The sequence below is a fragment of the Porifericola rhodea genome, from assembly GCF_030506305.1.
Lineage (GTDB): Bacteria > Bacteroidota > Bacteroidia > Cytophagales > Cyclobacteriaceae > Catalinimonas > Catalinimonas rhodea.
On the sequence record NZ_CP119421.1, the window covers coordinates 2,600,880 to 2,625,862 of the forward strand.

Annotated in this window: 16 protein-coding genes and 1 tRNA gene; 1 reads left to right on the forward strand and 16 read right to left on the reverse strand. The window is 38.4% G+C overall.

Features of this window, described 5'->3' with window-relative positions; genetic code table 11:
- Position 1: 1 nt before the first annotated feature.
- The 14 genes from PZB74_RS10715 to PZB74_RS10780 form a co-directional block, all read right to left on the reverse strand.
- Complete coding sequence (locus PZB74_RS10715) at positions 2-712, reverse strand: OmpA/MotB family protein (RefSeq protein ID WP_302242607.1); 711 nt, start codon at positions 710-712, stop codon at positions 2-4.
- Entirely contained in the window at positions 712-1,926 is a 1,215-nt protein-coding gene (locus PZB74_RS10720) for a hypothetical protein (RefSeq protein WP_302242609.1), read from the reverse strand. The genes PZB74_RS10715 and PZB74_RS10720 overlap by 1 nt, the downstream gene beginning before the upstream one ends.
- A gap of 258 nt (positions 1,927-2,184) precedes the next feature.
- Positions 2,185-5,151 carry a type I restriction endonuclease subunit R gene (locus PZB74_RS10725; RefSeq protein WP_302242610.1) on the reverse strand — a complete coding sequence of 989 codons (2,967 nt, stop codon included), beginning with the start codon at positions 5,149-5,151 and terminating at the stop codon, positions 2,185-2,187.
- 1 nt (position 5,152) lies between these two features.
- Positions 5,153-8,458, reverse strand: coding sequence for a sacsin N-terminal ATP-binding-like domain-containing protein (locus tag PZB74_RS10730; protein WP_302242611.1), 3,306 nt, complete (start codon positions 8,456-8,458; stop codon positions 5,153-5,155).
- A gap of 206 nt (positions 8,459-8,664) precedes the next feature.
- Positions 8,665-9,723, reverse strand: a complete 1,059-nt coding sequence (gene darG / locus PZB74_RS10735; RefSeq protein ID WP_302242612.1) for a type II toxin-antitoxin system antitoxin DNA ADP-ribosyl glycohydrolase DarG — start codon at positions 9,721-9,723, stop codon at positions 8,665-8,667.
- A 3-nt stretch (positions 9,724-9,726) separates the two neighbouring features.
- The gene (gene darT, locus PZB74_RS10740; protein ID WP_302242614.1) at positions 9,727-10,371 is read right to left on the reverse strand and encodes a type II toxin-antitoxin system toxin DNA ADP-ribosyl transferase DarT; all 645 of its coding nucleotides are present in this window, start codon (positions 10,369-10,371) and stop codon (positions 9,727-9,729) included.
- A gap of 3 nt (positions 10,372-10,374) precedes the next feature.
- Positions 10,375-11,487, reverse strand: a complete 1,113-nt coding sequence (locus tag PZB74_RS10745) for a restriction endonuclease subunit S (RefSeq protein WP_302242616.1) — start codon at positions 11,485-11,487, stop codon at positions 10,375-10,377.
- 92 nt (positions 11,488-11,579) lie between these two features.
- A complete protein-coding gene (locus PZB74_RS10750) occupies positions 11,580-13,049 on the reverse strand; it encodes a type I restriction-modification system subunit M (protein WP_302242617.1) in 1,470 nt (489 codons plus the stop codon).
- Positions 13,046-14,569, reverse strand: coding sequence for a DNA methyltransferase (locus tag PZB74_RS10755; RefSeq protein WP_302242618.1), 1,524 nt, complete (start codon positions 14,567-14,569; stop codon positions 13,046-13,048). The genes PZB74_RS10750 and PZB74_RS10755 overlap by 4 nt, the downstream gene beginning before the upstream one ends.
- A gap of 39 nt (positions 14,570-14,608) precedes the next feature.
- Positions 14,609-16,696 carry a GmrSD restriction endonuclease domain-containing protein gene (locus PZB74_RS10760; protein WP_302242619.1) on the reverse strand — a complete coding sequence of 696 codons (2,088 nt, stop codon included), beginning with the start codon at positions 16,694-16,696 and terminating at the stop codon, positions 14,609-14,611.
- A 10-nt stretch (positions 16,697-16,706) separates the two neighbouring features.
- The gene (locus PZB74_RS10765; protein WP_302242620.1) at positions 16,707-18,191 is read right to left on the reverse strand and encodes a type I restriction-modification system subunit M; all 1,485 of its coding nucleotides are present in this window, start codon (positions 18,189-18,191) and stop codon (positions 16,707-16,709) included.
- A gap of 956 nt (positions 18,192-19,147) precedes the next feature.
- The gene (locus PZB74_RS10770; RefSeq protein ID WP_302242621.1) at positions 19,148-19,405 is read right to left on the reverse strand and encodes an exonuclease/endonuclease/phosphatase family protein; all 258 of its coding nucleotides are present in this window, start codon (positions 19,403-19,405) and stop codon (positions 19,148-19,150) included.
- Positions 19,406-19,728: 323 nt separating this feature from the next.
- Positions 19,729-19,802, reverse strand: a tRNA-Arg gene (locus tag PZB74_RS10775).
- Between the two features lie 94 nt (positions 19,803-19,896).
- The gene (locus tag PZB74_RS10780; protein ID WP_302242622.1) at positions 19,897-21,759 is read right to left on the reverse strand and encodes an ABC transporter ATP-binding protein; all 1,863 of its coding nucleotides are present in this window, start codon (positions 21,757-21,759) and stop codon (positions 19,897-19,899) included.
- Between the two features lie 73 nt (positions 21,760-21,832).
- On the opposite strand from PZB74_RS10780, the gene PZB74_RS10785 reads away from it, so the two are divergent.
- On the forward strand, positions 21,833-22,816 hold the full coding sequence (locus PZB74_RS10785) for a helix-turn-helix domain-containing protein (protein ID WP_302242623.1): 984 nt from the start codon (positions 21,833-21,835) through the stop codon (positions 22,814-22,816).
- Between the two features lie 3 nt (positions 22,817-22,819).
- Here PZB74_RS10785 and PZB74_RS10790 read toward each other — a convergent pair whose 3' ends face one another.
- Both PZB74_RS10790 and PZB74_RS10795 read right to left on the reverse strand, forming a co-directional pair.
- Positions 22,820-23,599, reverse strand: a complete 780-nt coding sequence (locus tag PZB74_RS10790; RefSeq protein WP_302242624.1) for a hypothetical protein — start codon at positions 23,597-23,599, stop codon at positions 22,820-22,822.
- Positions 23,566-24,972 (reverse strand): sensor histidine kinase, encoded by a 1,407-nt coding sequence (locus PZB74_RS10795; protein ID WP_302242625.1) that lies wholly within the window; start codon positions 24,970-24,972, stop codon positions 23,566-23,568. The genes PZB74_RS10790 and PZB74_RS10795 overlap by 34 nt, the downstream gene beginning before the upstream one ends.
- Between the last annotated feature and the right edge of the window lie 11 nt (positions 24,973-24,983).

Here is a 24,983-nt window from a genome sequence, read left to right on the forward strand (position 1 = left end):
CTTAATTAGCAGTTAAAATTTTGACTATCTGTTGTTCCGCATTTGTTTTTACACGAAACTCTACTCTTCGCGACCTTACCTTATCTTCTTCATTTTCATCAGTAAAGACAAGCTTGCTAGATGAAAGACCATTTGCCGTGACTTTATTTTTAATCCAATTCCTCTTGCCCTTAACTTGATCCAACAAAAGTACATAAGCCAGAACTTCCCTAGTACGATCTTGAGATAGCTTCATGTTACCGATGTAAGCTTCCTGTGGAAAAGAATTGCTACTCCACTCGCTAGAAGTATGTCCTTCAATTCTTATTTCATCAATATTATCAATATATTTCTCACTTGTTAAGATGTTTATGTATCGTGGAAAGAAATCTAAAAGGATAATTCTGAATTCATCCCGAAGTACATCACTTCCCTGTTCAAAAAGAACTTCCGGTGACTCAAACTTAACAGATAGAGTTTTGCGATCAATGCTTGCATTCCAATCTTCAAGATCATCCTTAAACTCTTTATTAAGATCTTGATATAGTTGATCTTGAAGCTCATTGTAGGCAACAGCGATTTCTTTTATCCTTTCCTGTTCCTCCATCACATTGATCATATAACTAATGGCTATGAATAAAAAGATCATCATTAACACTGACATTAAATCAGAAATGGATATCCACTGACTTTCACCTTCGTGAGATTCGGTGTCGTATCTTTGGTCAAACATCAGTTTCTAGTATTTAAAGTTTGGCCTACAGAATTTAAATGGTCAGAAATTTTTATATAATTATTTAAGACATGCTCAGTAACAGAAGCAAGTTTACTTCCCAAGTCGTCAAGTACCTTATTAAGTTGCTTTGCTAGCTCCTCATCTAAATTCTTAATTTGAGTATCAATTCTATCAGAATTCTTAATCATTAACTTCTCAATGCTTGTTGTTACTTCTTTTACCTGTTTCTGCTGAAGATCACCAATCTCTCTGTAAGATTTTTCAAAAGTGTTTATTTGAGCATTTATAGCCTCTTTTTGGTGCTCAAACATTATATTGTTTTCATTTACTGATCTCTTTACGGCTTCTGAAAAGCTCGATGTCAATTGCTCTATTTTTTTCTCTATAGTTGGCAAAAGTTCTTTGCTATTTTTTGCAACTCCGTCAAGGGCTTCCAAGTTAATGTTTAATACTTTAAGAAGTTTATCCATTTCATTAGCAGAATTGTAATAAACTTCGCTCTTTTTTGAAATATCTGCTAGTATTAATTTTGCCTCGTTAATGCCGTTTAATGAATTGGTAAACTGGTTATTCATGTTTTCTATCTGATATGAATAATTACTTTGCCACTCAATTAAATTTTTGGTGCTGTTATTTAATTGGTCAATACTTGTAGTCAATCTGTCATTTATCTTAGAGTTAAAATCTTCCATGACTGCTGCTAAAGCCTCTATTAACTGCTCAATGCTATTTTCTACAATCTTATCTGCAAATTTGTTTATTGATTCATTTAAGACATCAAAATTGTTAGCATTTTCAAACCTTAACGATTGCATTTGCCGTTTCAAACTTTGCTCTTTATCAGAAGATAGTCCGTCGTTAATGGAGCTCAAAAGATTTATTATGTTATCAGTTCTATAGTCAATCACTTTTGGACGGTTGCCATGCCTGAACTTATATCTAAGTAAAAGAGTTGCAGCCATTCCAGCAATCGAGGTCCAAAAAGCAGTTTTGAGTCCACTAAGTAGCACTGGCACACTCGCTTGTATATCATTGACATCAAATCCATGTAACCCAACTGTAATACCTACAAATGTTCCTAAAATACCTATGGTAGTAGGTATATTAATTATGACGTGGGGATTGTGAAATTTATTTCTAGAACTCGAAAGAGCATAAACAGTAACAGCAATAATAATAAGGAGGAAAGCAAGTAGTATAATATCAAGCATAGGTAGATTTTGTTGTATTTTAATGACGGTTTAAATTACAGTTTTTATAATAAATATCTAACTATGGAAATAAAATTGTTATTAGGTAAGTATTAACACTGCATTATACAACAATAGACAAGCAGTTGAAACTAAAAGTTTTCTTGGAGAAAAATTAAAGGAAGTTAAGCCAGTTCAACCACTTATTAAGTCCGAGTAAACGGTGGTACACTTAATTTTTTTGAATACACTGAAGTAAAATCAAGAGTAGATTGAACTCTAATAATACTCCTTAATATACCCATAGGCCCTATCAAAAAGGACTTGGTCTTTGTGGAGTTTATACTTCAATAAGGCTTGTCTCAGAGACTTTTGAACTTCTCTTTCACCTGATACAGTACTCTGCCAGCCGGGGAAGCTGACAACTCTAACTATGGAGTCTATGTCTCCTACAATTCTCTCTACAACAGCGGGAGTTTGCTCAGTTTTTAGCTCCATAAACAGTTCAGTAAGTGCTGCTTGGGGAGATTTTTCCTGTACTTGCTGACTTACTTCTTTTTCTGCCTGAACGGTTTCCTTAGCCAGTTTGCAAAGTTCCTTAACAAACTCTATGGAAGTAATCAATCCTTGCTCCGCTTTATCTCTTAGCTCTTCCAGGCGTTCACTTAGCTTTTTAAATTGAGGGTTACCCGCATGCTTTTTAAAACGCTTGATCAGAATCTTCTCTAGCTTCTTAGCATTCTTGGGATCAGGGTTATTGAATATATCCTCTATCACATCAGCATCTAATACGAACTCTTCCAAGTGATGCACCTCTCCAACATGGATATTATCATGGATCAGCTTAGTAGTTTGTGCACCCAAGGAGAACCATAATAGTTTGCCAATATTATCAGAAGCCGGACGTACAGATTCAAATACCTGAGATAGCCATTGATAGTCTTTCAAATAAACATCTAAAATTCTATCCGGAGATAAGGATTCCCAGAGCTTAAATAAGTATTTATAATCCTTTGCAAAGGCATCTTTTTTATCATCTGTATTGATTGCATCCTGGGCTTTTTCCAATCCCTCAAACCCCTCTATAGAACGATCAACCCCATCAAAATGACTTAATGTATTTTTCATTGCTTCCGGGAGTTTAGCTCTTAATTCTGACAGATTAGTGATCACTTCTTTGACACTTTTTTCATCAAACTCCAGGGCTTTGGCCATATCATCAAATACCCCAAAATAGTCTACGATCCTGCCAAAATGCTTGTTAGGAAATAGGCGGTTAGTACGGCAGATAGCCTGCAAAAGCGTATGGTCCTTGAGAGACTTGTCAAGGTACATAGTTTGTAATATAGGAGCGTCAAAACCCGTTAATAGCTTAGCAGTAACTATGATAAACTTTAGTTCAGAATCAGGATCATTGAATTCTTCTACAATTTTTTCCTGCTGACTTTTATCTACGGCCCATTTTTGTTTGAACGATAATTCATCATTGGCCGAAGTTGATATAACCACCTTACTCGCAGTAGTAGGAAAATGCTTATCCAATTCTTCTTTATACTGTACGCATGCGAAGCGGTCAGGAGTAACAATCATAGCTTTAAAGCCTTGTGGCTCTACCTTTTCCCTGAAGTGCTTTGTGATGTCTTCTACAATTTTACCCACCCGCTCAGGAGATTTTAGGAAGGCAGCCATCTTAGCAGACTTCTTATTCAATGCATCTGCTTCTTCATCAGTGAGGGCACTGCTTTCTTTAAATTCCTGAAAGGCTTTATCAATGGTCTCTTTGTCAACGTGAATATCAACTAGCCGGGGTTCAAAATGAAGGGGTTTGGTTGCCTCATCTCTGATAGAATCCTGAAAGGTATAGCGAGACATATATCCTCCCTGATCTTCTTCAGAACCAAAAGCCCAAAAAGTATTCTTATCCGCTTTATTGACTGGTGTCCCTGTTAATCCAAATAAAAAGGCATTGGGTAAAGCAGCTCTCATTTGTCTGCCTAAATCTCCTTCCTGTGTTCTGTGTGCTTCATCTACCAATACAATGATATTATCCCTGGCATTCATATTGGGTTTAGCATCACGAAATTTATGGATCATGGAAATAATGATCTTACGGGTATCCCTTTCCAATAAGGTTTGGAGTTCACTGATACTCTCAGTGGTCTCTACATTTGGAACATCAGAGGCGCTAAAGGTACCACTGATCTGAGTATCAAGGTCAGTACGGTCAACCAGTACAAGTACGGTGGGGCTTTTTAATTCCTGGCTTTTGCGAAGCTTTTGGGCAGCAAAAACCATAAGGAGTGACTTACCTGAACCCTGAAAGTGCCATATGAGCCCTTTTTTTATTTTTCCCTCTTTTACTCTTTCTACAATTTTATTGGCTCCTTCATACTGCTGGAAGCGGCAAAGGATCTTGACCCTTTGCTTTTTCTTATTCGTACTGAATAGAGAGAAGTGCTGCATAATATCCAGTAGGCGTATCGGACTTAAGAGGTCAGAGAGTTCCTTACCAATTTCTCCCAAGCCTAACCGCTTGGCAAGGGCGTCATCATCACCTTCAATCCTCCAGGGAGCCCAGAATTCTAAAGGAGTACGAACAGCGCCATAAAAAAGCTCCTTACCCTCGGAAGCAAAAGATAAAATGTTGGGTACAAAAAGTTGAGGTATAGCATTTTCATAAATGCTATGTATCTCATTGGCTCCATCCAACCAACTTACTGAGGGGCGGATAGGTGTTTTTGCTTCACCCACTACTACGGGTATGCCATTGATCAAAAGTACTACGTCCGGAATCTTGGTTTCACGATGGTGAACTCTGTACTGATTAGTGATTATGTAGCTATTCTTTTTTTTATCATCAAAGTCAATCAAGTGCACCGGTACGTGCCGGTTGTTTTCACCAAAAGGCATGGTCTTTTCTCCGCACAGCCATTTAAAGAATTCCTCGTTAGCTTTGACCAGGCCTATCTGATTTACAGAAATTAGAATAGCTCTTAGCTTATAGATTACCTCATCGGCTAATTCGTGATGATCAGCAATTTCAGGATTAAGCCGAATGAGTGCTGACTTGAGTTCAGACTCTATTAGTACCTCATTGACTCCTCTTGAGAGTTCTTGTGCAGATTTATAGATCCAATGGGCTCCGTAGGGCACGGATTGTTCTTCTGCTTTCCCATTATTGAGATTAACCCCGCTTAATTGATGAATGATATAATGTTCTACGCTATTGAGTTCGCTGAATCCCATATTAAAGAGTTTGTTCTACAATTTTTGCTTTCAATGACTGAAAGCTTTTGCCTATAAATTCTATATAAGCTTGGTCTAACTCCACTTTCATGAGAGGGTCCTTAATGCTTAATTTAATATTGTTGGCAGATGATATATATTTTTGAACCTGTATTGATTCTTCTACGGCTCTTTCCACATTTTTGCCCACCTGATATACGCACTTAAGTTCACTCTTAAGATAATCAGAGCTAATTTCTGAATTGTCTTGAGGACGCTTTATTACACAAAGAGCATAATTTTCTTTATGCTTTGCAGCATGAGAGGCCTGTGAAATAGCCATCTTAATTGGCTCCTTGTTACTTTCTTTTATTGATTTAAGTTCTATAAAATAGCTTTTTTGATTGTCCTTATTTGTAATGATGAAATCGTAAGGCCCTATACCTACAAATTTGGGGGTTAAGCTAGGGAACTCAGTGGTAAGCAAGTTTTCCAGAATTTTTTCAACCTTGTGGCCAATCTGGTTTTTAAAGACAAAATCTCTTTTTTCTTCAGCCAGCTCAACAGCATGTTTTAACAAGATACTTATTCCATCTACTCCAGTTTCATTTAAATTAGATACAGCGTTGATGAGCTCTCTGGCTTGACTAGGATCTATATTAGCATCAGAAAGTACTTGTAATAATTCTAAACTTTGTTCATTGCTTAAGGCATTAAGCATCTGAGGTGTCATTGAAAATTTTATCCACAGCTCACTCGCACGACTATCAGTATATTGTAAGTATTCTTGTGCTAACTTAACGTTAGTTTTACACCATTTAATCAAATCTAATATTGGCTTTTTGTGTACATTAATAGATCCAGTATTTGCCAGTTCTTCCTTTTCAAGCTCTCTTATAGTATGATCTAGTTTAGTACCTAATTCATCAAATTTTCTTGGAGGTACTTTGATAGACACACCTTCGTGAAGCAGTTCCTTTTTCCAGTCCTCTTGAGAATTTAGGAGATGAAGAATTTTTATCAATTCATGATCTAAAGGGGTCTCTTCTGTACCGAAGCTATATATATCTTCCAAAGCACAAAAAATACCATACTGATTTGGGACTATATTTCCATTATTGAGCAGTTCTTTAAAGCCCGCACTGCTTTCCAGGGTATTTAGATAGCTGTTTAACCACAAAGTAGTCTCGTCTTCAGTCTTCTCTAGTGCTGCCGAGAGTCGCTGAATATTTTCACATGACTCAATCTTCTTATTTATGAACTGGATGAAAAGACTTAGTGCCGGTAAAAAGTTAAACTTCTTAGTGTGAGTGATAACAGACAAGTTCTCCTTGAAACCAAAAAGATCTTTTGCATAGAAAAATAATTTAGATCTAAAATCCTCTTTTGTAGAGCTTTCTTCTATGTTCTTTAGGATATTAACTAAAAGAACTAGTGCATCTTTTCTCTTTATAAATTGGTTCTCATACGCACCAACACTATTCGGAAGCTTTTTATTTAATACCTCATTAATTTTTTCAGAAGCATCTGAGAGACCTCTTTTATCAATATTTTGTCCTTTTAAACTTATTTGGCGGTGAATGAGTGAAGTGCGCCAATCATCATCCAACTGAGTTAGAACATCAAGGAATACATCAGCAATCGGTGAGTCTTTATCTTCCAGATACAACTCAGATAGTTTATAAAAATCTCCATGCTGATTAGGAATGATTGCAAAATCTGAAAACAAAGCTGCTTTATTTTCATCTATTATGAACTGATATAATCTGTTTAACCAACTAATAACCTCATTTTCCCAATTTATTCTATTCGCAAGATATTTTATAGCAGGATATGTCTCTGAAAAACTCAGTAAGTCTTCAAGGGTAAAATGTATTTTTTTCCCCCAAGTTTCTAGTTCTTCCTTTGGTCCAGTAGCTTTAATCCAAGGAATTAACAAATTATTGTGAGGGACATAATTGTCACCATAATAATCTTTTGCAATCCAATAAAATAAATGTTTAGTCTCATCAGTTTGCCCAAAATTGGGAATGAGGCAAAATCTAAGACTTCTTTTTAAATATGAATCTTTAGTTTCAACAATGTCTTTTATCAGTAAGAAAGCCCTGTAATCCTTTTGCAATTCCAGATACCAAGCCTTAGAGAATTCCTCCCACTTTTCATCAGGTAATCTGGAATGCGCACAAACGTACAGATTCTTTGCCCCACAGTTGATCAGCCAATCTGTAAATTCCTTAGCTGCAACAAAAGCCTGCTCGATGATTTTTCTATTCTCATGTGCTTCATGGGCCTCTGTGCTGTGCAGTAATATTCCATCCCTATCCTCAGTCGGATTAAATTTGAATCCATTAAGAATATATGGGAAATAAAACTTTTCAGAACCAATCAATGGGAAGTCCCGATAAAGATTAGGAGCATCACTTTTTCTAAGAATCAGATTCATACCGTTGAAATCATTGACTTCAGTAGTGAGTGCAAGTTCTGCCTTACTATATTTTACAAAGTGTCTGTAAATGACTTCTACTCCTCGTGAAATTGTTACCCTAACCTGTTTGATAGGGTAATTTTCAGTATGAATATCCCTTGTGTATACTTCAGAATAACCTTTGATCTGATTGATTACTTCAACTCTTTTGATCTTATCAATATTGACCAGTGTTACTGGTAAAGTATTTACAAGATCATCAATTCCGGTAATAGCTGATTTTATTCTTTCCTCTGAACTTAGGTAATATGTAAAACTAGTATCATATGAGGTTTCTGTTCTGTTTTGCTGGTAGTTATCAGCAATTGGAAACAGACTATTATCCTCTATCTTATTAGCATGATCCAGGGCTGCATCAATTTTTGGTAAGAGCTCTTCGGAGGTTCTTCCTGAACGGTCAAGTTGAAGGTTGAAGCTGCGAAATAATCCTTTGTGATATACATAACCTGCAACATCTATTACTTCTGAGAGCAAATGTGTCGCAATGAAGCCAGTACCGAACTTTCCGGTTACTTCTTCATCATTATTGGCTGAGTCTTTAGAGCTTACCTGTTGGATCAAGCTGAAAATGTTGGATAAGCTAAATGGGTCACCATTATGCTTAAAGATCAACTTATCGTGAGATAAAATTATTTGTATAGAAACCTCTTTAAATTTTGTGTTGGGTACATCCTTAGCATTCTGCATTAATTCCCAAATCCATCTTTTGGAAGAGCTGGAAGGGTTATTCAGGACTTTACTAAGGATCTGTCGTATCTTATCGGCAGTTAGTTTACGGTTATTACGTTTTTCTATATAGTGTGGGTCTTCACTATCTATTCTCTGAGATATTACGGGCTGCATATTAGTAAATCAATGAATGAGTAAATTTATGTGCCTCCTTCTAAGACTAGTAGAAATACTTGTGGCACACAGGTCATTATACTTAATCCAAACTGGGATATAAGTATATTACTTTTTGAAGAAAAAGTAATGATTTTTGTGAGGGAAAGTAATCTTTTTGAGATTATTACCTAAAAGTAGGGAGAGGAAATGAAAGGCTAACAGGATTAAGCCATAAAAGCCTTCTCGCTTTGGTACTGCTTAAGGTGTTGATACGCTATTTCTACGTATTCTTTTTTGAACATCTTGGTCTTGCGGTCTGACCATTCTGCTATTTGTGGAAGGAGTTCTTCTACGGAGGCTTGTGGGTGGTCCTTTAGCAAGAAATCTACAGAGGCAAGCAATTCCAGTGAGAACGCTGACTCAAAGCCATCTATGAGCTTCAGTAGGTCCTGAAGACGATTATATTGCTCATTGCTGAGCTTGGAGTGAACATACTGCTTTACTTCCTCAAAGAGCTCGTAATTAAGCAGAAGAGGCTCAAAAGGTTTGGCGTTTTTCTGCTCCATACCCTGTATGTATTTACCATTAAGGTGATAAAGCACATGTCCTACCGCAGGGGAGTAGGGGCCATAAAAGCTGGGAGCAAAATCTAATTTATTCAGTTGCTGCTCACCCATTCGCTGTAAAAAATAGGCCAGTTTATTGGCTACAAATAGACTAGTCTCCTCACCTAAACGTTCGTACTGGAACATGGTAAAAAGCAGCATAGCCCTGGCAGGAGTGAGTTTAACTTCCTTTGCCGGAGAATCTTTTCTTAATTGTGCTTTGATGTTAGGATTAGGCTCAAATACCAGTACTTCCGTATCCAAAGGAGCGAGATATTGTTCTATCATCGCTTTTACTTTATCCCAATGCAAGCCGCCATTGCCACAACCTAAGGGAGGAATGGCAATGCTCTTAATGTTGTTAGCTTTGAGATCAGAAGCCAGGGTTTTTAGCCCCTCCTCTACATATTTGTAGCTAGATTTGCGGTAGTAAACGGTTTTGGTAGGGAAGTTTACGATCCACTTCTCCCCCAGGGGGGTGAGCTCTTTTACCCACAGCAGTTTACCGGGTACTAATTCTTTCTGCTCACAGGCTTTTTTGTATACCCGAAAATTCTCTGGAAAAGCTTCCTTAAACTGCAAGGCAATACCCTTTCCCATTATACCCATCGTATTAACGGTATTCACAAGTGCCTCAGTAGGGGCGTCTAAAAGGTTACCTTGGGTATAGTGGATCATGGGTTAATAATAAAACATTTCATTTGGGTTTACAAGTACCTCAATTTCCAAACCATATTTGTTTACTTCCTGTTTCACCCACTCTGCTTTATCTTCAGTATAGGTAATAATATGGGTGATACATTGAAGAGGTACATGATCTTTTACTAAAAATTCCGCTTGCTTTCGCCTCATTCTGTCCCGGTCATCTGCTGTGTTCTTCCATACTTTTCTATACACAATATTCCAGTCAACCTTATCCAAATCGGCTTTGTCTGTATAGAATTGAGTCAACTCTTTTTTAGCATGACCATCTGTGAATACATAAGTGCATTGGCAGGCTTCTATTTGATCTAAGGTAGTACGGAGATAAATAATATCTTCCTGAGGAAGCTTTTTGATGCCTCTATGCCCACTTATAATATTAAGCAGCATAGGAGAAAGCGTACCAAAATAAAAGGGGATGTAATCCCCTACATTCCCATATCCAGATATCTTGATAGGATATTCAGTGCGTTTTCTAATAAGGTCAGAATCACCAATTTCTACATAATTGGGATCAAAATGAGGGCTTTTCCGGGTATATAGCCCATGCTCCAGAATATGAGGCAAGTTCTGATAATGTATCAGCCTGTAAAGCCTTATGATATCTGGAACTTCGCCCGGCATGCTTTAAAAGATTTGATTAATAAGGCTTTTTTGGAGTGCTTTGGCGGATTCTATTTTTAAATTTAATTCTTTTGCTGATTTCTCAAATTTATCAATCTTATCCATAAGCATTTTTTGGAAAGAAACGTCTGGTACGGGGATATTGATTCTTTTGATATTTTGAGCATTAATGTTGCTTTGGCTTACACCGGGAGTTCTGTACTTCCGTATTTTTGCAATACCGATAGCACTATTCATATAGAAGTTAAGATACCTTGGGTCTAACTTTGTTTGATCAACTTTAATTCTAATTAAATAAGAAGCAAAAGAGTAAATATCATCTTCATCAAACAGACTTACTTTCCCTACTAAGTCATAACTATTTGTTCTATTAAAAAGAATGTCTCCTTTCTCTAAGATAAAATTATCAAGCTCACCGTTGACAGGGGTATAGAATTTTATATCAGTTAGATCTAATTTTCCTTCTTGGAGATTATTCATTCTTAAGATAGGAACCTGCCCAATTTCAGAAAGAGATTCAGATATCCCGTACTGAAGGGTAGTAATTAGAGAACCAATTTTCTTTACAGCAAATTTAGAGGATAGCTTACCAAAGAATTCATCTATTTCCTCAGCATTATAATAAAGCGCGTTTTTAAAAAGCGCCTTTTTATTTAGGCTAACTAGATCAAAAAGATATAGATCTTTCTCAATCACCTCATCCATAGCCCAGAGGAGTTCGGCTAGAGGGGCTTGCTGCTCTTTGGGAGGGAGGAGGAATTCGTAGTTGGCGAGATCACGAAATTTCACTCTGGGGGAGAGTCCTCCAGCAGAATGCTTCACGGCATAATCAAAAAACTTGTCATTATTTACTACAAATGGAAGTAGTTTAGGCAAAAGTCCTTCTTTAGCCCGCATGACGGTAATATCACCAGAACAAATGCCATCAAAGTTTGCCTGTGCTGCTTTTTTGAGATAAGCTCTTCTTCGTCCAAATAAGATATCTCCCTTTCTAAACTTTTTTGTAAAAGTAGTACTGTCTTCAATACTGGCAGCTCTTCTAAGGTGTATATCTTCAGGGTCAATGTGCTCAAGACCTACTACATGTGCAATGCCTTCGGCATGCATATCCTTCATCGTTTCCCTGGGTTCACTTACCACCTCTCCAAACTTTACTTTTTGCCAGGTTGATTTATCTAAACTTAGGCTTTTGCTCAGTACTGCTTCCATTAATTTTCAAGTATTTGAAAGAGTTCGTTCATTTTTGACTTCAATTCATCAGAAGATTTTTCCCACTTGTCATAAATTACTTCAAAATCTTCAGAAGAATCAGGGTTGTGCTGGACTGGGCGAACATACAAATTGATAGCCATATTACCGTTTTTCTCCTTTAGTACTTCATTAGTAGCAACTAAAGCAGCAAAATTATTTTTTTCGGTAAAATCCTGATAAGCTTTGAAGATTTTATCAACATGGACCTTCTCTAAGAAACCCATTGTTTTATCCTGCCTAACTTCATTTACTGCATTAATGAATAAAATTTTACCCTTTTTATGCTCTTCTTTATTGGTTTTGGTAATCAGTAAACAGGCTTCCATAGGAGAGTTGTAAAAGAGGTTTGGTCCCAGGCCAATGACACATTCTACCAGATCTTCTTCAATCATCTTCCGGCGCATAGCGGCTTCTGAATCCCTGAACAAAATGCCGTGAGGCCATAAAGAGATAGACCTTCCATTATGCTGATCCAGACTCTTCTGTATATGCTGCTGGAAAGCATAATCAGCGCAACCCTGCGGTGGCGTACCCCAGATATTTCTGCCGTAAGGGTCCTGCTCAAAACTCTTACGGTCCCAGGCTTTGATGGAGTAGGGGGGATTGGCCAAAATCACATTAAACTTTTTCAAAGTATCATGTTCCAGAAAGGCCGGATGCGTAAGCGTATCTCCCCTTACCACCTGAAACTCCTCTATGCCGTGCAAAAACATATTCATACGGGCAATGGCTGAGGTGAGAAGGTTAATCTCTTGTCCATAAAGCTTTAGCGTGCGGTATTCCTTACATTCTTCCTTCAAATGTAGCGCACAGTTGAGCAGAAGGCCCCCTGAGCCACAGGTAGGATCATATACACTCTCTCCCGGCTGCGGGTTCATGATCATGGTCATGAGCTTTACTACAGTACGGTTGGTGTAAAACTCAGCTGCGGTGTGTCCGCTATCATCAGCAAACTCCTTAATCAGGTACTCATAAGCATTGCCCAGCTGATCATCCGGTACATTGGCCAGGTTGAGCTTATGCTGAGAGAAGTGCTCAATCAGATTGGTGAGCGTTTCATCCGAAAGGCGGTTTTTATTGGTCCAACTGGCATCTCCAAAAATTCCGTATAATGTTTCCGGGTTGGCCTTCTCAATGCCTCGCATCGCTTCCTGAATAGCCATACCTACATTTACGGTAGTTTCCCGTACATCATTCCAGTGAGCCCCTTTGGGTATCTGGAAGCGGTGGTTCTCTTCAAAAGAGGCATACTCCAGGTCTCCGCCACTTTCCTGCATCGCCTGTTCAAACTCCTCATCATATACATCACAGATACGCTTAAAAAAGAGTAGGGGGAAGATGTATTGCTTATAATCTCCGGCATCTATGGTGCCTCGCAGGGCAATAGCGGCCCCCCAGAGATATTTTTCTAATTCTGCCTGGGTCATAGTATTCTTTTTCTAGAAAGCATCAAATCAAAAAACTCTTTAGGTTTTAGGGTTGATGCTTGGGTTCCATTCCTGATATAAAATTCCTTGTCCAAAAAGATTAGTTTTTCGGATGGTAATATTCTGATCTCACAAAGATCTTTATTACTAATATTATAAAAATGAATGCTTATTAGATCAATTACTACCCCACCAAAGGTATCCTTTATCTTATTAGTAATTGCAAGCTCAAGTCCATCAACAGATTTCTTTTTTGTATCAATAACTTCAATATCATGTTTTAAGCCTCTTATATTACCATTGTCATGAACACCGATTAAGATTGAGCCTCCATAATTAGAGTTTAAAAATGCAGCGATTTCCTTCATGACCTTATCAGGAATAGAGGTGTCTTTTTTGTTTAACCAATCATTATAGATATAGGATTCCTTAAACTCTACACGCTGATTTTCTCCTTTTTCAATTTTTTGGACCAAAACCTCAGTTTCAGATGCTTTGAATGGGAGATATAAATCCCAAATAACATCAAGCTCGAGTAACTGCTCGTTCGGTAATAGATCAATTTTTTTAAAATCTAATTTACTTTTCAAAATATCAATGGCATCTGGATTTACTTCAATACCAATCCACTTCCTCTTGTTATTTAAGGCTGAAGCACCCGAAGTTCCAGAACCAGCGAAGGGATCTAAGATAATATCCCCTACTTCTGAAAATAATTTGACAATTCTATTCAGTAGTTCTTCAGATTGTTCGCTAGCATAAAGTCCTTTTTTATGATAAGGAATGATATCATCCCAAATGGTGCTAACAATGGATTTATTATTATCGTCGACATAGACTTTTAGTCTTGGTAAGCGCATATCTTTCTCAAAATATATTCTTCCTTCTTGTTCCAAAGAATCCATTTTTTGTTGAGAAAAACGCCATACATTTCCAGGAGGAAGATCAAAGCCTTTCCAGTTGTAATTTAGAGCTGGTCTATCAGAAGAGATAACCAATGGTTGAATCCTAAATCTTCTATCATTTTCCTCTAAAGGGAAAAGCTTTTCAATTTCTTGCTGACTTCTTTCTACTAAGGGGAAAAATTTTGAGGAATCTGATACACGATAACAGATCACTGTCTCATGATCATGAGTAAAAGAATTAACAGTACGAGCAGTTCTATTTCGTGGTATAATAAATTCAGCACTGAAATTGTTGTCCCCAAAAACAGCCCCTAGTAAATTATGAAAATTGATATTTAATTCAGGTATAGAATGTAATATTAAGTTACCATTTTGCTTTAGCAAACGCTGAGCTTGTTGTAATACTTTATAAATAAATTCATCATAATCCTCGCTTACTTGGCTTTGATCCTGATCAGAGATCATATTAGAAGAGTTAATAAAAACACAACTAGACGTTGTATTCCAAGGAGGGTCAAGATAGACCAAATCAATTGACTTGTCTTCTAATCGTTCCATTACTGCCAGGCAATCAGAGAGGATCAGAACCCCTTTTTTAGAATCAAAGATACTCATTAAGTATTTTTTCTGAATCTGCTTGTTAGAATTTACTTCTTATTCAGGCTCAGCCATCATCAAATTTTGTTCAATAAAAGGTCTTAAGATAGAATGAAACCATGCAATAGCGGCCTCCCCATCTTTCAGGGTAGCTTCAGTAATATCCCTGCTATGTCTTATGCTATTCCTTAACTCTCCCAACTGACTGAAGCGTGTCATGATCATTCCTTTGCTACCAAAGTTCTCTTCAAATAAAGGCCATACTCCCTTAGCTAGCATTACATCTTTATATTCCTGTAGATCAAAAAAGTCTAATTTTCTCCGTAAGGCATCAAATTGCTTTTTATCCTCTCCAGGATTTTTTCTCAGCCAGTTATTAATTCGTCCCTCAGACTTTTCACGAATGTGTATAGGAATAAATTCTTCATAGGCATTTATTTCAGCGGTATTTTCCAGTTTCATCGCAATTAGGTTCCTCATCGCAATTTCCAGATTTTCTACCTCCTTATCGTAGTGCTGAAGGTCTTCAGGTACTACATTCTCCTTCTTGGTTTCATGATAAGACTTCAAGAATTTATTGATGCCCTCACATATTTTTTTCCTACGTTCCTCCAGGAAGGTTTCGTATTGATCAATATCATACAGCTCTGTATTAGTAGGCACAAACTGTTTCCTTAACTGCTCAGCATCAATCTTGGGTAGATATTCCGCTGGGTCGGTATCCAAAATTTCAATGTTAGACTGCTGAGTAATGAAAGCAATATTGGCAATCTCATTGATCAGGGCCTTATGAACAGAGTTTTTAGAATTGTATTTTTTATAAAGAAAGGCTTTAGGGAATATATGATGGCGTTGAAGCTTATTATTATAGCCTATACTTTTTGAGTAAAGACTCAAAGCAGGATTGGTCCAGTCTTTGGCATTTTGAGCTCTAATGGCGCTATAAAAAATATTATAGATCCTACTTCTAACTCCTTGATAAGCCAGGTCTTCTGTTCTCAGATAGAGGTTGGTGCCCCGGTAAAGCTGCATCTCTTTGATCAGTGCATCTAAGGAATCTGTTTCTTTAATAATGTTGATGTCCTTCTCCAGATAGGATTCAGAAGATCCACTAAAACGCCCCCAGAGCAATGCCATGAAAAGCCAGAAAATAGCCTTATTGGCTTCCTCTGCACTTTCAAACTTTAAATCTTTGCGAGATAGATAGTAGATTAATACATACAGTACATAGAATGAACTGTAACTATCAGAAGAGTCAATGTATGCACTATCCCTTAGAACATTAATGAGATACGAAAGCAGTTTTTTGAGTTTAGGCCATGCTTCCTCAAATTGCTCCTGGGTGACATCTGCAATTTCAGAAGTGTATTTTCCTCTGCCGGTAGTTAAGATATTGATACATCTGGTCAGGAACCTGAAGCTAAAGTCGTAATTATAAGTTTTGTACTCCTCTATTACTTCTCTAAACCGTTCTTTTACCTGGGGCCAATTAGAAGTAATGATGGCTAAGGCGAGATCCGATTCACTGAGCGTTGTACCGGTTTTATTAACAAGGTTAAATATCTCAACAACCTTCTCAAGTTGGTCTTCATCAATTTCCTTAATATAATACCCATATTCCTCAATGCGGCCAAGACGATTAATAGTACTTAACTTATTCGTATAATAGGACTTCTGGGAATCTTCAAGCTTATGAAGATTATCAAGAAATGCAGATACACCTCCTTTACGCAAAAAATCAGATACGTGTATCCATTCTTGGTTGTTTTCCATCTTCCGAGGCATGTAGTATTCAAACTCTTCAGTCTCCAGATTGAAATATAGGTCCGTACGCAGAGATACCCCTTCATACCAGGAAGGTGTTTTGCCCTTGAAAATGGTATAAATGGTAGTGAGCCTTTGTTGCCCATCAAGAATAAGTTGATGGTAAATAGAATTAGTATCAGGTTTATCTCCTCGTATTTTAGAAGGTTCCTTCGTTTTCCAGATCAGGAATGACCCTGAAGGATACTCTAAATAAAGAGACCTAAAAAACTCTTTTACTTGAGTGCTATTCCAAACATACCCTCTCTGAAACTCAGGGATAGTATACTCACCATTGTCAATTGATGTTAAAATCTCCTTAATCTTCTTTTCAATAGCCATCTTACAACTTTTAACTTAAGAATTTTTGAAGTACTGATTTAAATTTATCTTCTGCTTTCAAGCTCTCGTTCCATGCCTCTTTTAGGTCAGCTAAGGCTTCTTCTACAGTGGGTAAATCATCTTCAATGATTTTTTCTACATACAGAGGAATATTGAGATTGAAGTCATTTTCTATGATATCTTCTAGAGAGGCTACTTTTACATGATTTTCTACATCCTCAAATGCTGAATACCATTCATAAATCTGTTTTACGTGTTGCGACTCCAGGAAATTCTGAGCTCTTCCCACTCTAATCTGATCAGCAGCATCAATAAATAGTATTTTATCTTTTTTAGCTGCTTCTTTTTGCTTTTTGAAGACCATAATACAAGCGGCTAGCTGTGTGCCGTAGAAAATATTAGGTCCGATACCGATCACAGCTTCTAACAAATCATCTTCTAATAAGGCCTTTCGTATTTTGCCTTCTGCCCCTTTTCGGAATAGTGCACCATGAGGAAGTACTACTGTCATTCTTCCGCTCTCATTCATGGATTTGATCATATGCTGTACCCAAGCCATATCAGCATTACCCTGAGGGGGTACACCGGCTATGTTTCTTCCAAATGGATCATTGGCCCAATTCTCCGCTCCCCAATTACCAAGTGAGAATGGAGGGTTAGCAATCACACAGTCAAAAGTTTTCAAACCATCAGCCTCAAAAAATACTGGATTTCTCAGTGTATCACCTCTCTCTATAAAGAAATCCTCAACCCCATGAAGAAACATATTCATTCTGGCAATAGAGCTGGAGGTAAGGTTCTTCTCCTGACCATATAGCTTAAGTGTGCGGTAATCCTGATGAGTGTCTTTTAGGTGGTCCACACATTCCAGGAGCATTCCTCCGGTACCGCAAGCCGGATCGTAGATGGTTTCACCTTCTTTGGGATCTAGGATAAGGCCCATAAGGTGAACCACAGGGCGAGGAGTATAAAACTCACCTGCTTTTTTGTTAGTGAGATCCGCAAAATGTTTAATCAGATACTCATAAGCCTGGCCTAAAATATCAGGGTCAACCAGTTCATTAGATAAAGTATATTGAGAGAAATGCTCAATTAGATCAGTAAGAAGGCGATCTGAAAGCTTATTTTTGTTACTCCACTGAGCGTCACCAAAAATATCATATAAGTACTCTTGGTTAGCCTGCTCTATACCTCTTAGGGCTTTTTCAATAGCTAACCCTACATTGGTAGTAGTCTCTCTTACATCTTTCCAGTGACAACCTTCGGGGATCTCAAATCTGTGAAACTCAGGTAGAGAAGCATATTCCTCATCTCCACCAGATTCTTCTAAAGCTTGTCTATATTCTTCATCGTAAGTATCTGAGATTCTTTTAAAAAAAAGGAGAGGGAATATGTATACTTTAAAGTCGGATGCATCTACTGGACCTTTAAGTATCCATGCTGCTTTTGAGAGGTATTGTTCTAGTTGAGAGAGTGTTAGTTTTGTTTTTGACATAGAAGAATAAAATTCAGTGTTAATTACTGCTTCAACCTTTCAAAACATGACAAGATAAATTGAGTGAATTCATTTACAATTATCATAATCTATGCAAGAATAGGATAATGTATCAATGCAATCTACCTCTTTAATAGCTTGCTTATTATTCTTAAGTATAAGTAGTAACACTTTAATTAATACAAGCAAATAAGGATTTCAATATAGTAAAGAAATTGGGATGAAAAGTCCAGGTAAAACTGATATTCCTAACTAGGTAAAGTTTTCTTATGAATATATGGAAACTTAAATCGGTCAGTTAGATGAACAAGTAAATTGTAGGCACATGCTCAACCGTTAATTTTAATTAATATTAATGGATTCAAGCTTTTACTCTCTATATTTTACTGGGAGGGTGTATTTTAAGACATAGAAGCTTATTCCCATATGCTGATCATCATTGAGTGATCACTAAGCTTGTTTGTTCGCACATTATGGTCATAGTAACAGTTTACTACATTGAGGTTTTTAGATAGAATATGGTCAAACCTTCTTCCCACTTTATTACTGTGTCCTACATGCTAGCTATGAACTTGTGCGTTGTATCCCTGAACAGTTCGGTAGTTGTCCACATAACCATAGGGCTCTAGTCCTTTCAGCAAGCAATATTCACCATCATGCCACCGGCTTCTCTGCTCTCTGCACCTACCAAGGCGGATACTTCCATCCTTACGAATTTTTTGTCCCCAGGTGACCAGTGTACCATCCCAAAGTTCATTTTGGGGAGAGTTGAAGTCTCCACAAAGAATAGCAGGTGTCTCCGAAAAATAGGCCAGATGATGATGAGCACCCTCAGAGGTCTCAATTTTTATCTACCCATTGGAGGCTCCGGGTGAAATGTGAGTGGTAGTTATTTCAAGGTTGCCATAGGCTTGCACACACACAGTCAATGTCTTCTCAGGCCAGATCAATTTGGCTTAGTCTGTAGGATAAATTTCTTCATTGGCAGCAATCATCACAAAGTTGTTCCTAGATTTAAGAAGTTCAGGATCATAGTAATGAATTGTAGAGATCACATGATAACCTTCTTTCTCTAATACTCTACACCATAGATCATGAGTAGAGGCCTTTATTTCTTGTAATGCGACATAATCTCGTTTATGCGTAAGAATAGCTTCAAATTGGAAAGGTAATTTCTTTTTGCGACCAGCCGTATTCCAGGTAATGAGTTTCATAACCCTTAAATAAACATAGGCAAGGTAAATCAAATAGACAGAACAAAAAGAGTACCTTACTCTGGTATAGTTTTATGACTTAATTTCTGTCCAATAAGAATTAATTCGGACTTTCACATCTGATCTTTTTCAGAACATTGCAGCCTATGAGAAGGTGTTTTTATTGGTCATAGAAGTTGTTATGTAATTGAAAAGATTTACAGCCCTATATTTCTTTTATGAATAGGGTGAGTGAAGAGTTATAAACCAAAAATGTTGGTGAAATTGTTGGTGAAAAAGAAAAAGCCACTCACAATTTTGATCGTAAGTGGCTGATTATCAAGTGATCCCGCCAGGACTCGAACCTGGAACCTACTGCTTAGAAGGCAGTTGCTCTATCCAGTTGAGCTACGAGACCTTTAAGCTTTCCTTCATTGTGAAGGTCTGTCCTAAATGAGCTGCAAATGTACGAAATATATATTTTATGATGCAAGACCTTGTTGGGAAATTCTTTAACGGTACCCTTGCGCCTGCAAATCAAAAAGCTCAGCATATTTGCCTCCCTTCATTACCAACTCTTCATGCGTGCCTATCTCTAAAAGTTGCCCTTTTTCCAGTACTAATATACGGTCTGCCATGCGAACCGTAGAGAAGCGGTGCGAAATGAGTACGGCACTTTTTCCCTCTGTAAGATCAGCAAAGCGGCGAAATACCTCATACTCCGCACGAGCATCTAAAGCTGCGGTAGGTTCGTCCAATACCAGAAGCTGAGCATCCCGCATGTAAGCACGACTGATTGCTATTTTCTGCCATTCTCCTCCCGATAAATTTACCCCTTCCGCAAAGCGTCTGCCAATCATTTGATCGTAGCCTTGAGGTAGTTTGCGGATGACCTGATCGGCCATACCTCGGTAAGCCGCGTCATCCAGCTTGGCGTAATTCATCCTTTCTTCAATTTTGCCAACGGCTATATTGGTGGAGGCATTCATCTGATATCTTACGAAATCTTGGAAGATTACTCCTATAGCTTCCCGCAGCTGCTCTGGGCTATACTCTCGCAGGTCTTTTCCGTCGAGTAGTATACGCCCTTCACTGGGGTCGTACAGGCGAGTGAGTAACTTAATGATCGTTGTTTTTCCTGCACCATTTTCGCCTACCAAAGCTAATTTTTCTCCAGCATGTAAGGTGAAACTAAGGTGACGGACAGCCCAAATATCGGTGTTAGGGTAATGAAAGCCTACATTTTCAAAAGTGAAGCCCTGCCGTATTGGCTGAGGTACTGGCAAAGCTTTTGGGCCTGATGCAATTAATGGACGCATCTCAAAGAAATCGAAAAAGTCTTGTAGGTAAAGGGCTCCTTCTGCCATACTTGAGAATTGATTCAGTACGTTTTCCAGCAAGCTTCTAAGCCTAGCAAAAGATCCTGCTAAAAAGGTAAGGTCACCAATGCTTAATTGACCATTTACCGTTTGCAGGATAATCATAACATAAGCAGCATAATAACCAGCACTGCCAATGCTTGCAAAAACACTACCCCAGCGCGCACGAGAGATAGCAACCTTTTGGTTAGCCTGATAATATTTATCGGCCAGTTGGCTAAAATGATCAACCAGAAAGTCTGACAAACCAAAAATTTTGACTTCTTTGGCAGTCTCATCACTGGCACCAATAAAGCGAAAATAGTCTAGTTCTCGCCGCTCAGGTGTCCATTGTGTGTTGAGCGAATAGCTACGTTCGTTGAAGTGCGACTCTCCTAAAAATGCCGGAACAACTGCTACTAAAATTAGTAAAATTAGCCAGGGGTTAAAGGCTACTAGTCCCGCAGCCAGAAATCCAATAGTAATAATACTTTGAAACTGACTCAATACCTGCGTCATTAAAGTAGTGCGGCGTACGGTCTGGCGGCGAGCCCGCTCCAGTTTGTCATAAAAATCAGCGTCTTCAAACTGGGCCAGATCAAGAGAGCCAGCATGACGCATTAGTCGTACTGACGATTCGTTAGCAAACTTATCTCCCAGAAGACTATCCAGAAGCACAGTAGCCCGGTTGATGGCATCCGATACTATAGCTAACAGAAGCTCCAGGCCTATGTATGTAAATAGTAGTGTAAGGTCTTCTGAATTGCTACTTTGGGTAATGCGTACTACTTCATCAATTATTAGCTTGCCAATGTAGAGGGTGGTTACCGGAATAGCGGCTCTTACCACTCTTAAAAAAACATTGGCAGCAAACATTTGAGGGCTAACCTGCCATATCAGTTTAAAAAAAGCCGGTAGGTGACGAAGTGCCTGAAAGCGTTCTTTTAATGAGAGGCTTTCCCTTTTTCTGGCCTTTTCCTTTGCTGTGGTCTTTGTTTTATTATTGTTATCACTCATTTTCAGGTAGAAAGCGAAACTTTTTGTATACTTACTAAGTATTTTAGCTAATTGCTAATTAAACTCAACTGCCTTGAATACGGCGAGCCAAAACATCCGTTACCTCAGGAGAAAGTACCAGTTCACACAAGAACAAATGGCCCAGAAGCTGGGTATCAAAAGGTCCTTGTTGGGAGCTTACGAAGAGGCCAGAGCTAACCCTAGGCTGGAAGTGCTGGTAAAAGCAGCCGAGATATTCAACGTATCGGTAGATCAGTTAGTTTCTGAAACATTAAGTAAACCACTTCAGGAGAAAGCAGCTCATCGGCAAATAAAAAGAGAGGTAAGGCAGGAAGCTCTACACAGCTTGAGCACAGACATTCCAAAGCCTGAAAGACAGGAGTCTGCGTTAGCTGCTACTCAATTTACCCCCTCTATAAACCATACAGTAGAAAATTTAAGTGCTAACCCATACCGGCAGGAAGGGCAGGAGTCCTCTGCAAGGCCATATCTGCCTCCCCGCAAAATTGAATTTACAACCACTAAAGAGAAAAAATTCATACAACAGGTTCCTTTGGTCCCCGAAAAGGACTTTAAGCAGTATTTCTACCATGCTGTTGAGCCCGATTACCTTAACAATCTGTTAGAGCTTTCTCTTCTTTTGCCTGCCGGGCAGGCTCAGTATCGTGCTTTTGAAGTTGCAGATGAGGCCATGTCTCCTGTTTCTAAAGGAGCTATTGTTGTGGGACGCCTGTGCGAAGGAATACAACGCTTACAAGATGGTAAGCCTCATGTCTTAGTTACCCGAACTGAGGGAGTGCTCTTTCGTAGAGTTTATAACCATATAGAAAAATCGGGTTACCTACTGCTAGAGGCTAACCACAAAGCCTACGACCGAATTAAATTGCCAGTAATGGGCAAAGAAGTAGAAGCCTGGGAGGTTGTATTATTTATTTCGGACGAAGACCCATACCAGTACAAGCCGCAAGCAGATTATACTGCTATGGATATGGCTCAGCTTACTACTGCAGTAAAAGAGCTGCAACGAGAAGTGAAGCTCCTCAAAGAATCGCGTTAATGGTTAGTTGAAGTAGCTTAATAGCAGCGTATGCAACCTGCCAATAGCATCTACCTTCTTACTGGGGTTGCTCACTGCCTGACCCATTTCGTACCAGAGTCCTTCGCCATGATCAATATATTTGCCTGGCTTGTTAGGTAGCTTTTCTTTAGCTTTTTCTGGATTATAATCAGGTAGATACACCGCTTGTAGCAGTGGCATAAGTTCTTCCCACTCCAGGCTACGTACTTCTTTTCTGCCGTTCTGTTCTTTGGTAACCTTCAGGCTTCTGTGGCTAAATTTAGGGTCTACTCTTATGGTTTGAGTTGTCTTCTTGTCTTTAACGACGTAACGTATTTCTAATGGACGTTCTTTTTGCCCTAATTCATAAATAGCCTGTATTACCTCCTGTATAAAGTACTCCCAGTTTTCAGCGTTTTCAGGTATACCTTCCTGCGGGTCGGATTCGTCATATTTTACAAGTAACTCTATAAGGTTTTGGCTGTCCGGAGCTTGTTTAGTACGAAGGGTATTGGTTTGCGCCAGCATATCTATAAGTGCAGGCTTCCAGGCCTTGGGGAGTTTGCCTTTCCACGTAAAATCGTCTTCCAAAGTAAAGCCTTCTTCCAGAATTTCTTCTTCAGAAAGCTGTTCACGTTCAGTATAATTGATCTGAAAATCTATTTGAAGCCCGGCAGGGTTAAAATCTATCTGTAGTCGGTACTCATGACTATAGGGTGGGGGAGCGACCAAAGTCGCAAACTTAATTTCTAACTGCTTGATACGGTTTTTAATAAGTGACATGGAATCTTGTTGGGTAATACGACCGTAAATATAGTGCCTTTTCCTAATGTAGACACAACGCTAATATCTCCCCGAAGTTTTTCTAATGTCTCTTTTACGATATAAAGACCCAATCCAGAGCCTGTACTGTCCTGGTTGGCACGAAAAAACATATCAAATACTTTGTGAAGGTATGCTTCTGCAATCCCCAAACCATTGTCTTCAATTTCAATACTAGCCATAGCCTCATCTATATGTACAGATATTTTAATATAAGAAGAGCGACGATGAGGAGCAGCGTAACGAATTGCATTAGATAACAAATTGTTTAATATTACCCTGAGTCTGTGGCTGTCAGAGAAAAAAGAGTTCTGCTGGCTAACTTCTATTTGCTGCTCTATTAAAGGAGCGTTTTCCATATAGCTCAGATGATCCAGCACATCTTCAATCATAGCTTTAAAATCAATCTTAGCATGTGCTACTTCTGTGCGCGCATTTTTGCTTATGTGTACAATCTCCTGAATAAAATGGTCTAGTTTTTTTACGCTTTTTTCTTTCAGGCTAAGGTAGTCTCTTACTTTATCTAAATTATCCTCCAGTCGTGCCAGTTGTATCAGGCCAAGAATAGAGGTAAGAGGTGCCCTAAGATCATGACTGGCGCGGTAGACAAAACGATCCAACTCATTGTTGATCTTCTTCATCGTCTGATTTTGAGATTCCAGGGCCTCTGTTCGCTCAGCTACTCTCTCTTCCAGCTCAGTATTATATTTTTTTACCTTCTGAGACTCTTCTTCCACTTTACGGATCAGATGGGTAAAAGAATACAGCATGTAATAAGAGATGATGCAGCAGACTCCGAATACGAGCAAATAACCAATTAGTATGGACAAAGGATGAATGGCCAGAGGGGCTACCCCGGTCTTTAGGGTAACTACCACATAATGCAATGAGATGATTACCAGCCCAAAAATAGCTATAGATATAACCTGATAGAACTTTTGCATTAAAAAGACTACTGTTAGCAGTGCCAGAATAAGCAGTAGTGTAGTTTCAGTAATTCTATAGAAGGTAAGCTCGTGTTCGTATAGGTAATCAGTAAGTATACTATGAGTGAAGGTAAGCAGGATCAGACTGCCGAGTAACAAATTTCCAGCGGTAGTAGGCCTTTTTACCTTTACAAAATAAAGCCCCAGAGCAGCAGATAAAAAGAATGTAATATCTGCCAGTAATACGGTTAATGGCTTCTGGTCCAGAAGGTGGATTACAAGCCCAATAGTAATGGAAGGCATAATGAGCAAACAAGAGCCAACAAGTACTTTAACTTTTTCTCTATGATATAGCGTGTCGCTTTGATAAGGTGATGTAAAGTAACGAAGTAAGCTAAAATTTGCCATTAATACTGATT

What these genes read in the sequence shown, in the direction of transcription:
- PZB74_RS10715 (WP_302242607.1), bottom strand. Translation starts at nt 712, where the DNA reads ATGTTTGACCAAAGATACGACACCGAATCTCACGAAGGTGAAAGTCAG.
- PZB74_RS10720 (WP_302242609.1), bottom strand. Translation starts at nt 1,926, where the DNA reads ATGCTTGATATTATACTACTTGCTTTCCTCCTTATTATTATTGCTGTT.
- PZB74_RS10725 (WP_302242610.1), bottom strand. Translation starts at nt 5,151, where the DNA reads ATGGGATTCAGCGAACTCAATAGCGTAGAACATTATATCATTCATCAA.
- PZB74_RS10730 (WP_302242611.1), bottom strand. Translation starts at nt 8,458, where the DNA reads ATGCAGCCCGTAATATCTCAGAGAATAGATAGTGAAGACCCACACTAT.
- darG (WP_302242612.1), bottom strand. Translation starts at nt 9,723, where the DNA reads ATGATCCACTATACCCAAGGTAACCTTTTAGACGCCCCTACTGAGGCA.
- darT (WP_302242614.1), bottom strand. Translation starts at nt 10,371, where the DNA reads ATGCCGGGCGAAGTTCCAGATATCATAAGGCTTTACAGGCTGATACAT.
- PZB74_RS10745 (WP_302242616.1), bottom strand. Translation starts at nt 11,487, where the DNA reads ATGAAGGATATGCATGCCGAAGGCATTGCACATGTAGTAGGTCTTGAG.
- PZB74_RS10750 (WP_302242617.1), bottom strand. Translation starts at nt 13,049, where the DNA reads ATGACCCAGGCAGAATTAGAAAAATATCTCTGGGGGGCCGCTATTGCC.
- PZB74_RS10755 (WP_302242618.1), bottom strand. Translation starts at nt 14,569, where the DNA reads ATGAGTATCTTTGATTCTAAAAAAGGGGTTCTGATCCTCTCTGATTGC.
- PZB74_RS10760 (WP_302242619.1), bottom strand. Translation starts at nt 16,696, where the DNA reads ATGGCTATTGAAAAGAAGATTAAGGAGATTTTAACATCAATTGACAAT.
- PZB74_RS10765 (WP_302242620.1), bottom strand. Translation starts at nt 18,191, where the DNA reads ATGTCAAAAACAAAACTAACACTCTCTCAACTAGAACAATACCTCTCA.
- PZB74_RS10770 (WP_302242621.1), bottom strand. Translation starts at nt 19,405, where the DNA reads ATGAAACTCATTACCTGGAATACGGCTGGTCGCAAAAAGAAATTACCT.
- PZB74_RS10780 (WP_302242622.1), bottom strand. Translation starts at nt 21,759, where the DNA reads ATGAGTGATAACAATAATAAAACAAAGACCACAGCAAAGGAAAAGGCC.
- PZB74_RS10790 (WP_302242624.1), bottom strand. Translation starts at nt 23,599, where the DNA reads ATGTCACTTATTAAAAACCGTATCAAGCAGTTAGAAATTAAGTTTGCG.
- PZB74_RS10795 (WP_302242625.1), bottom strand. Translation starts at nt 24,972, where the DNA reads ATGGCAAATTTTAGCTTACTTCGTTACTTTACATCACCTTATCAAAGC.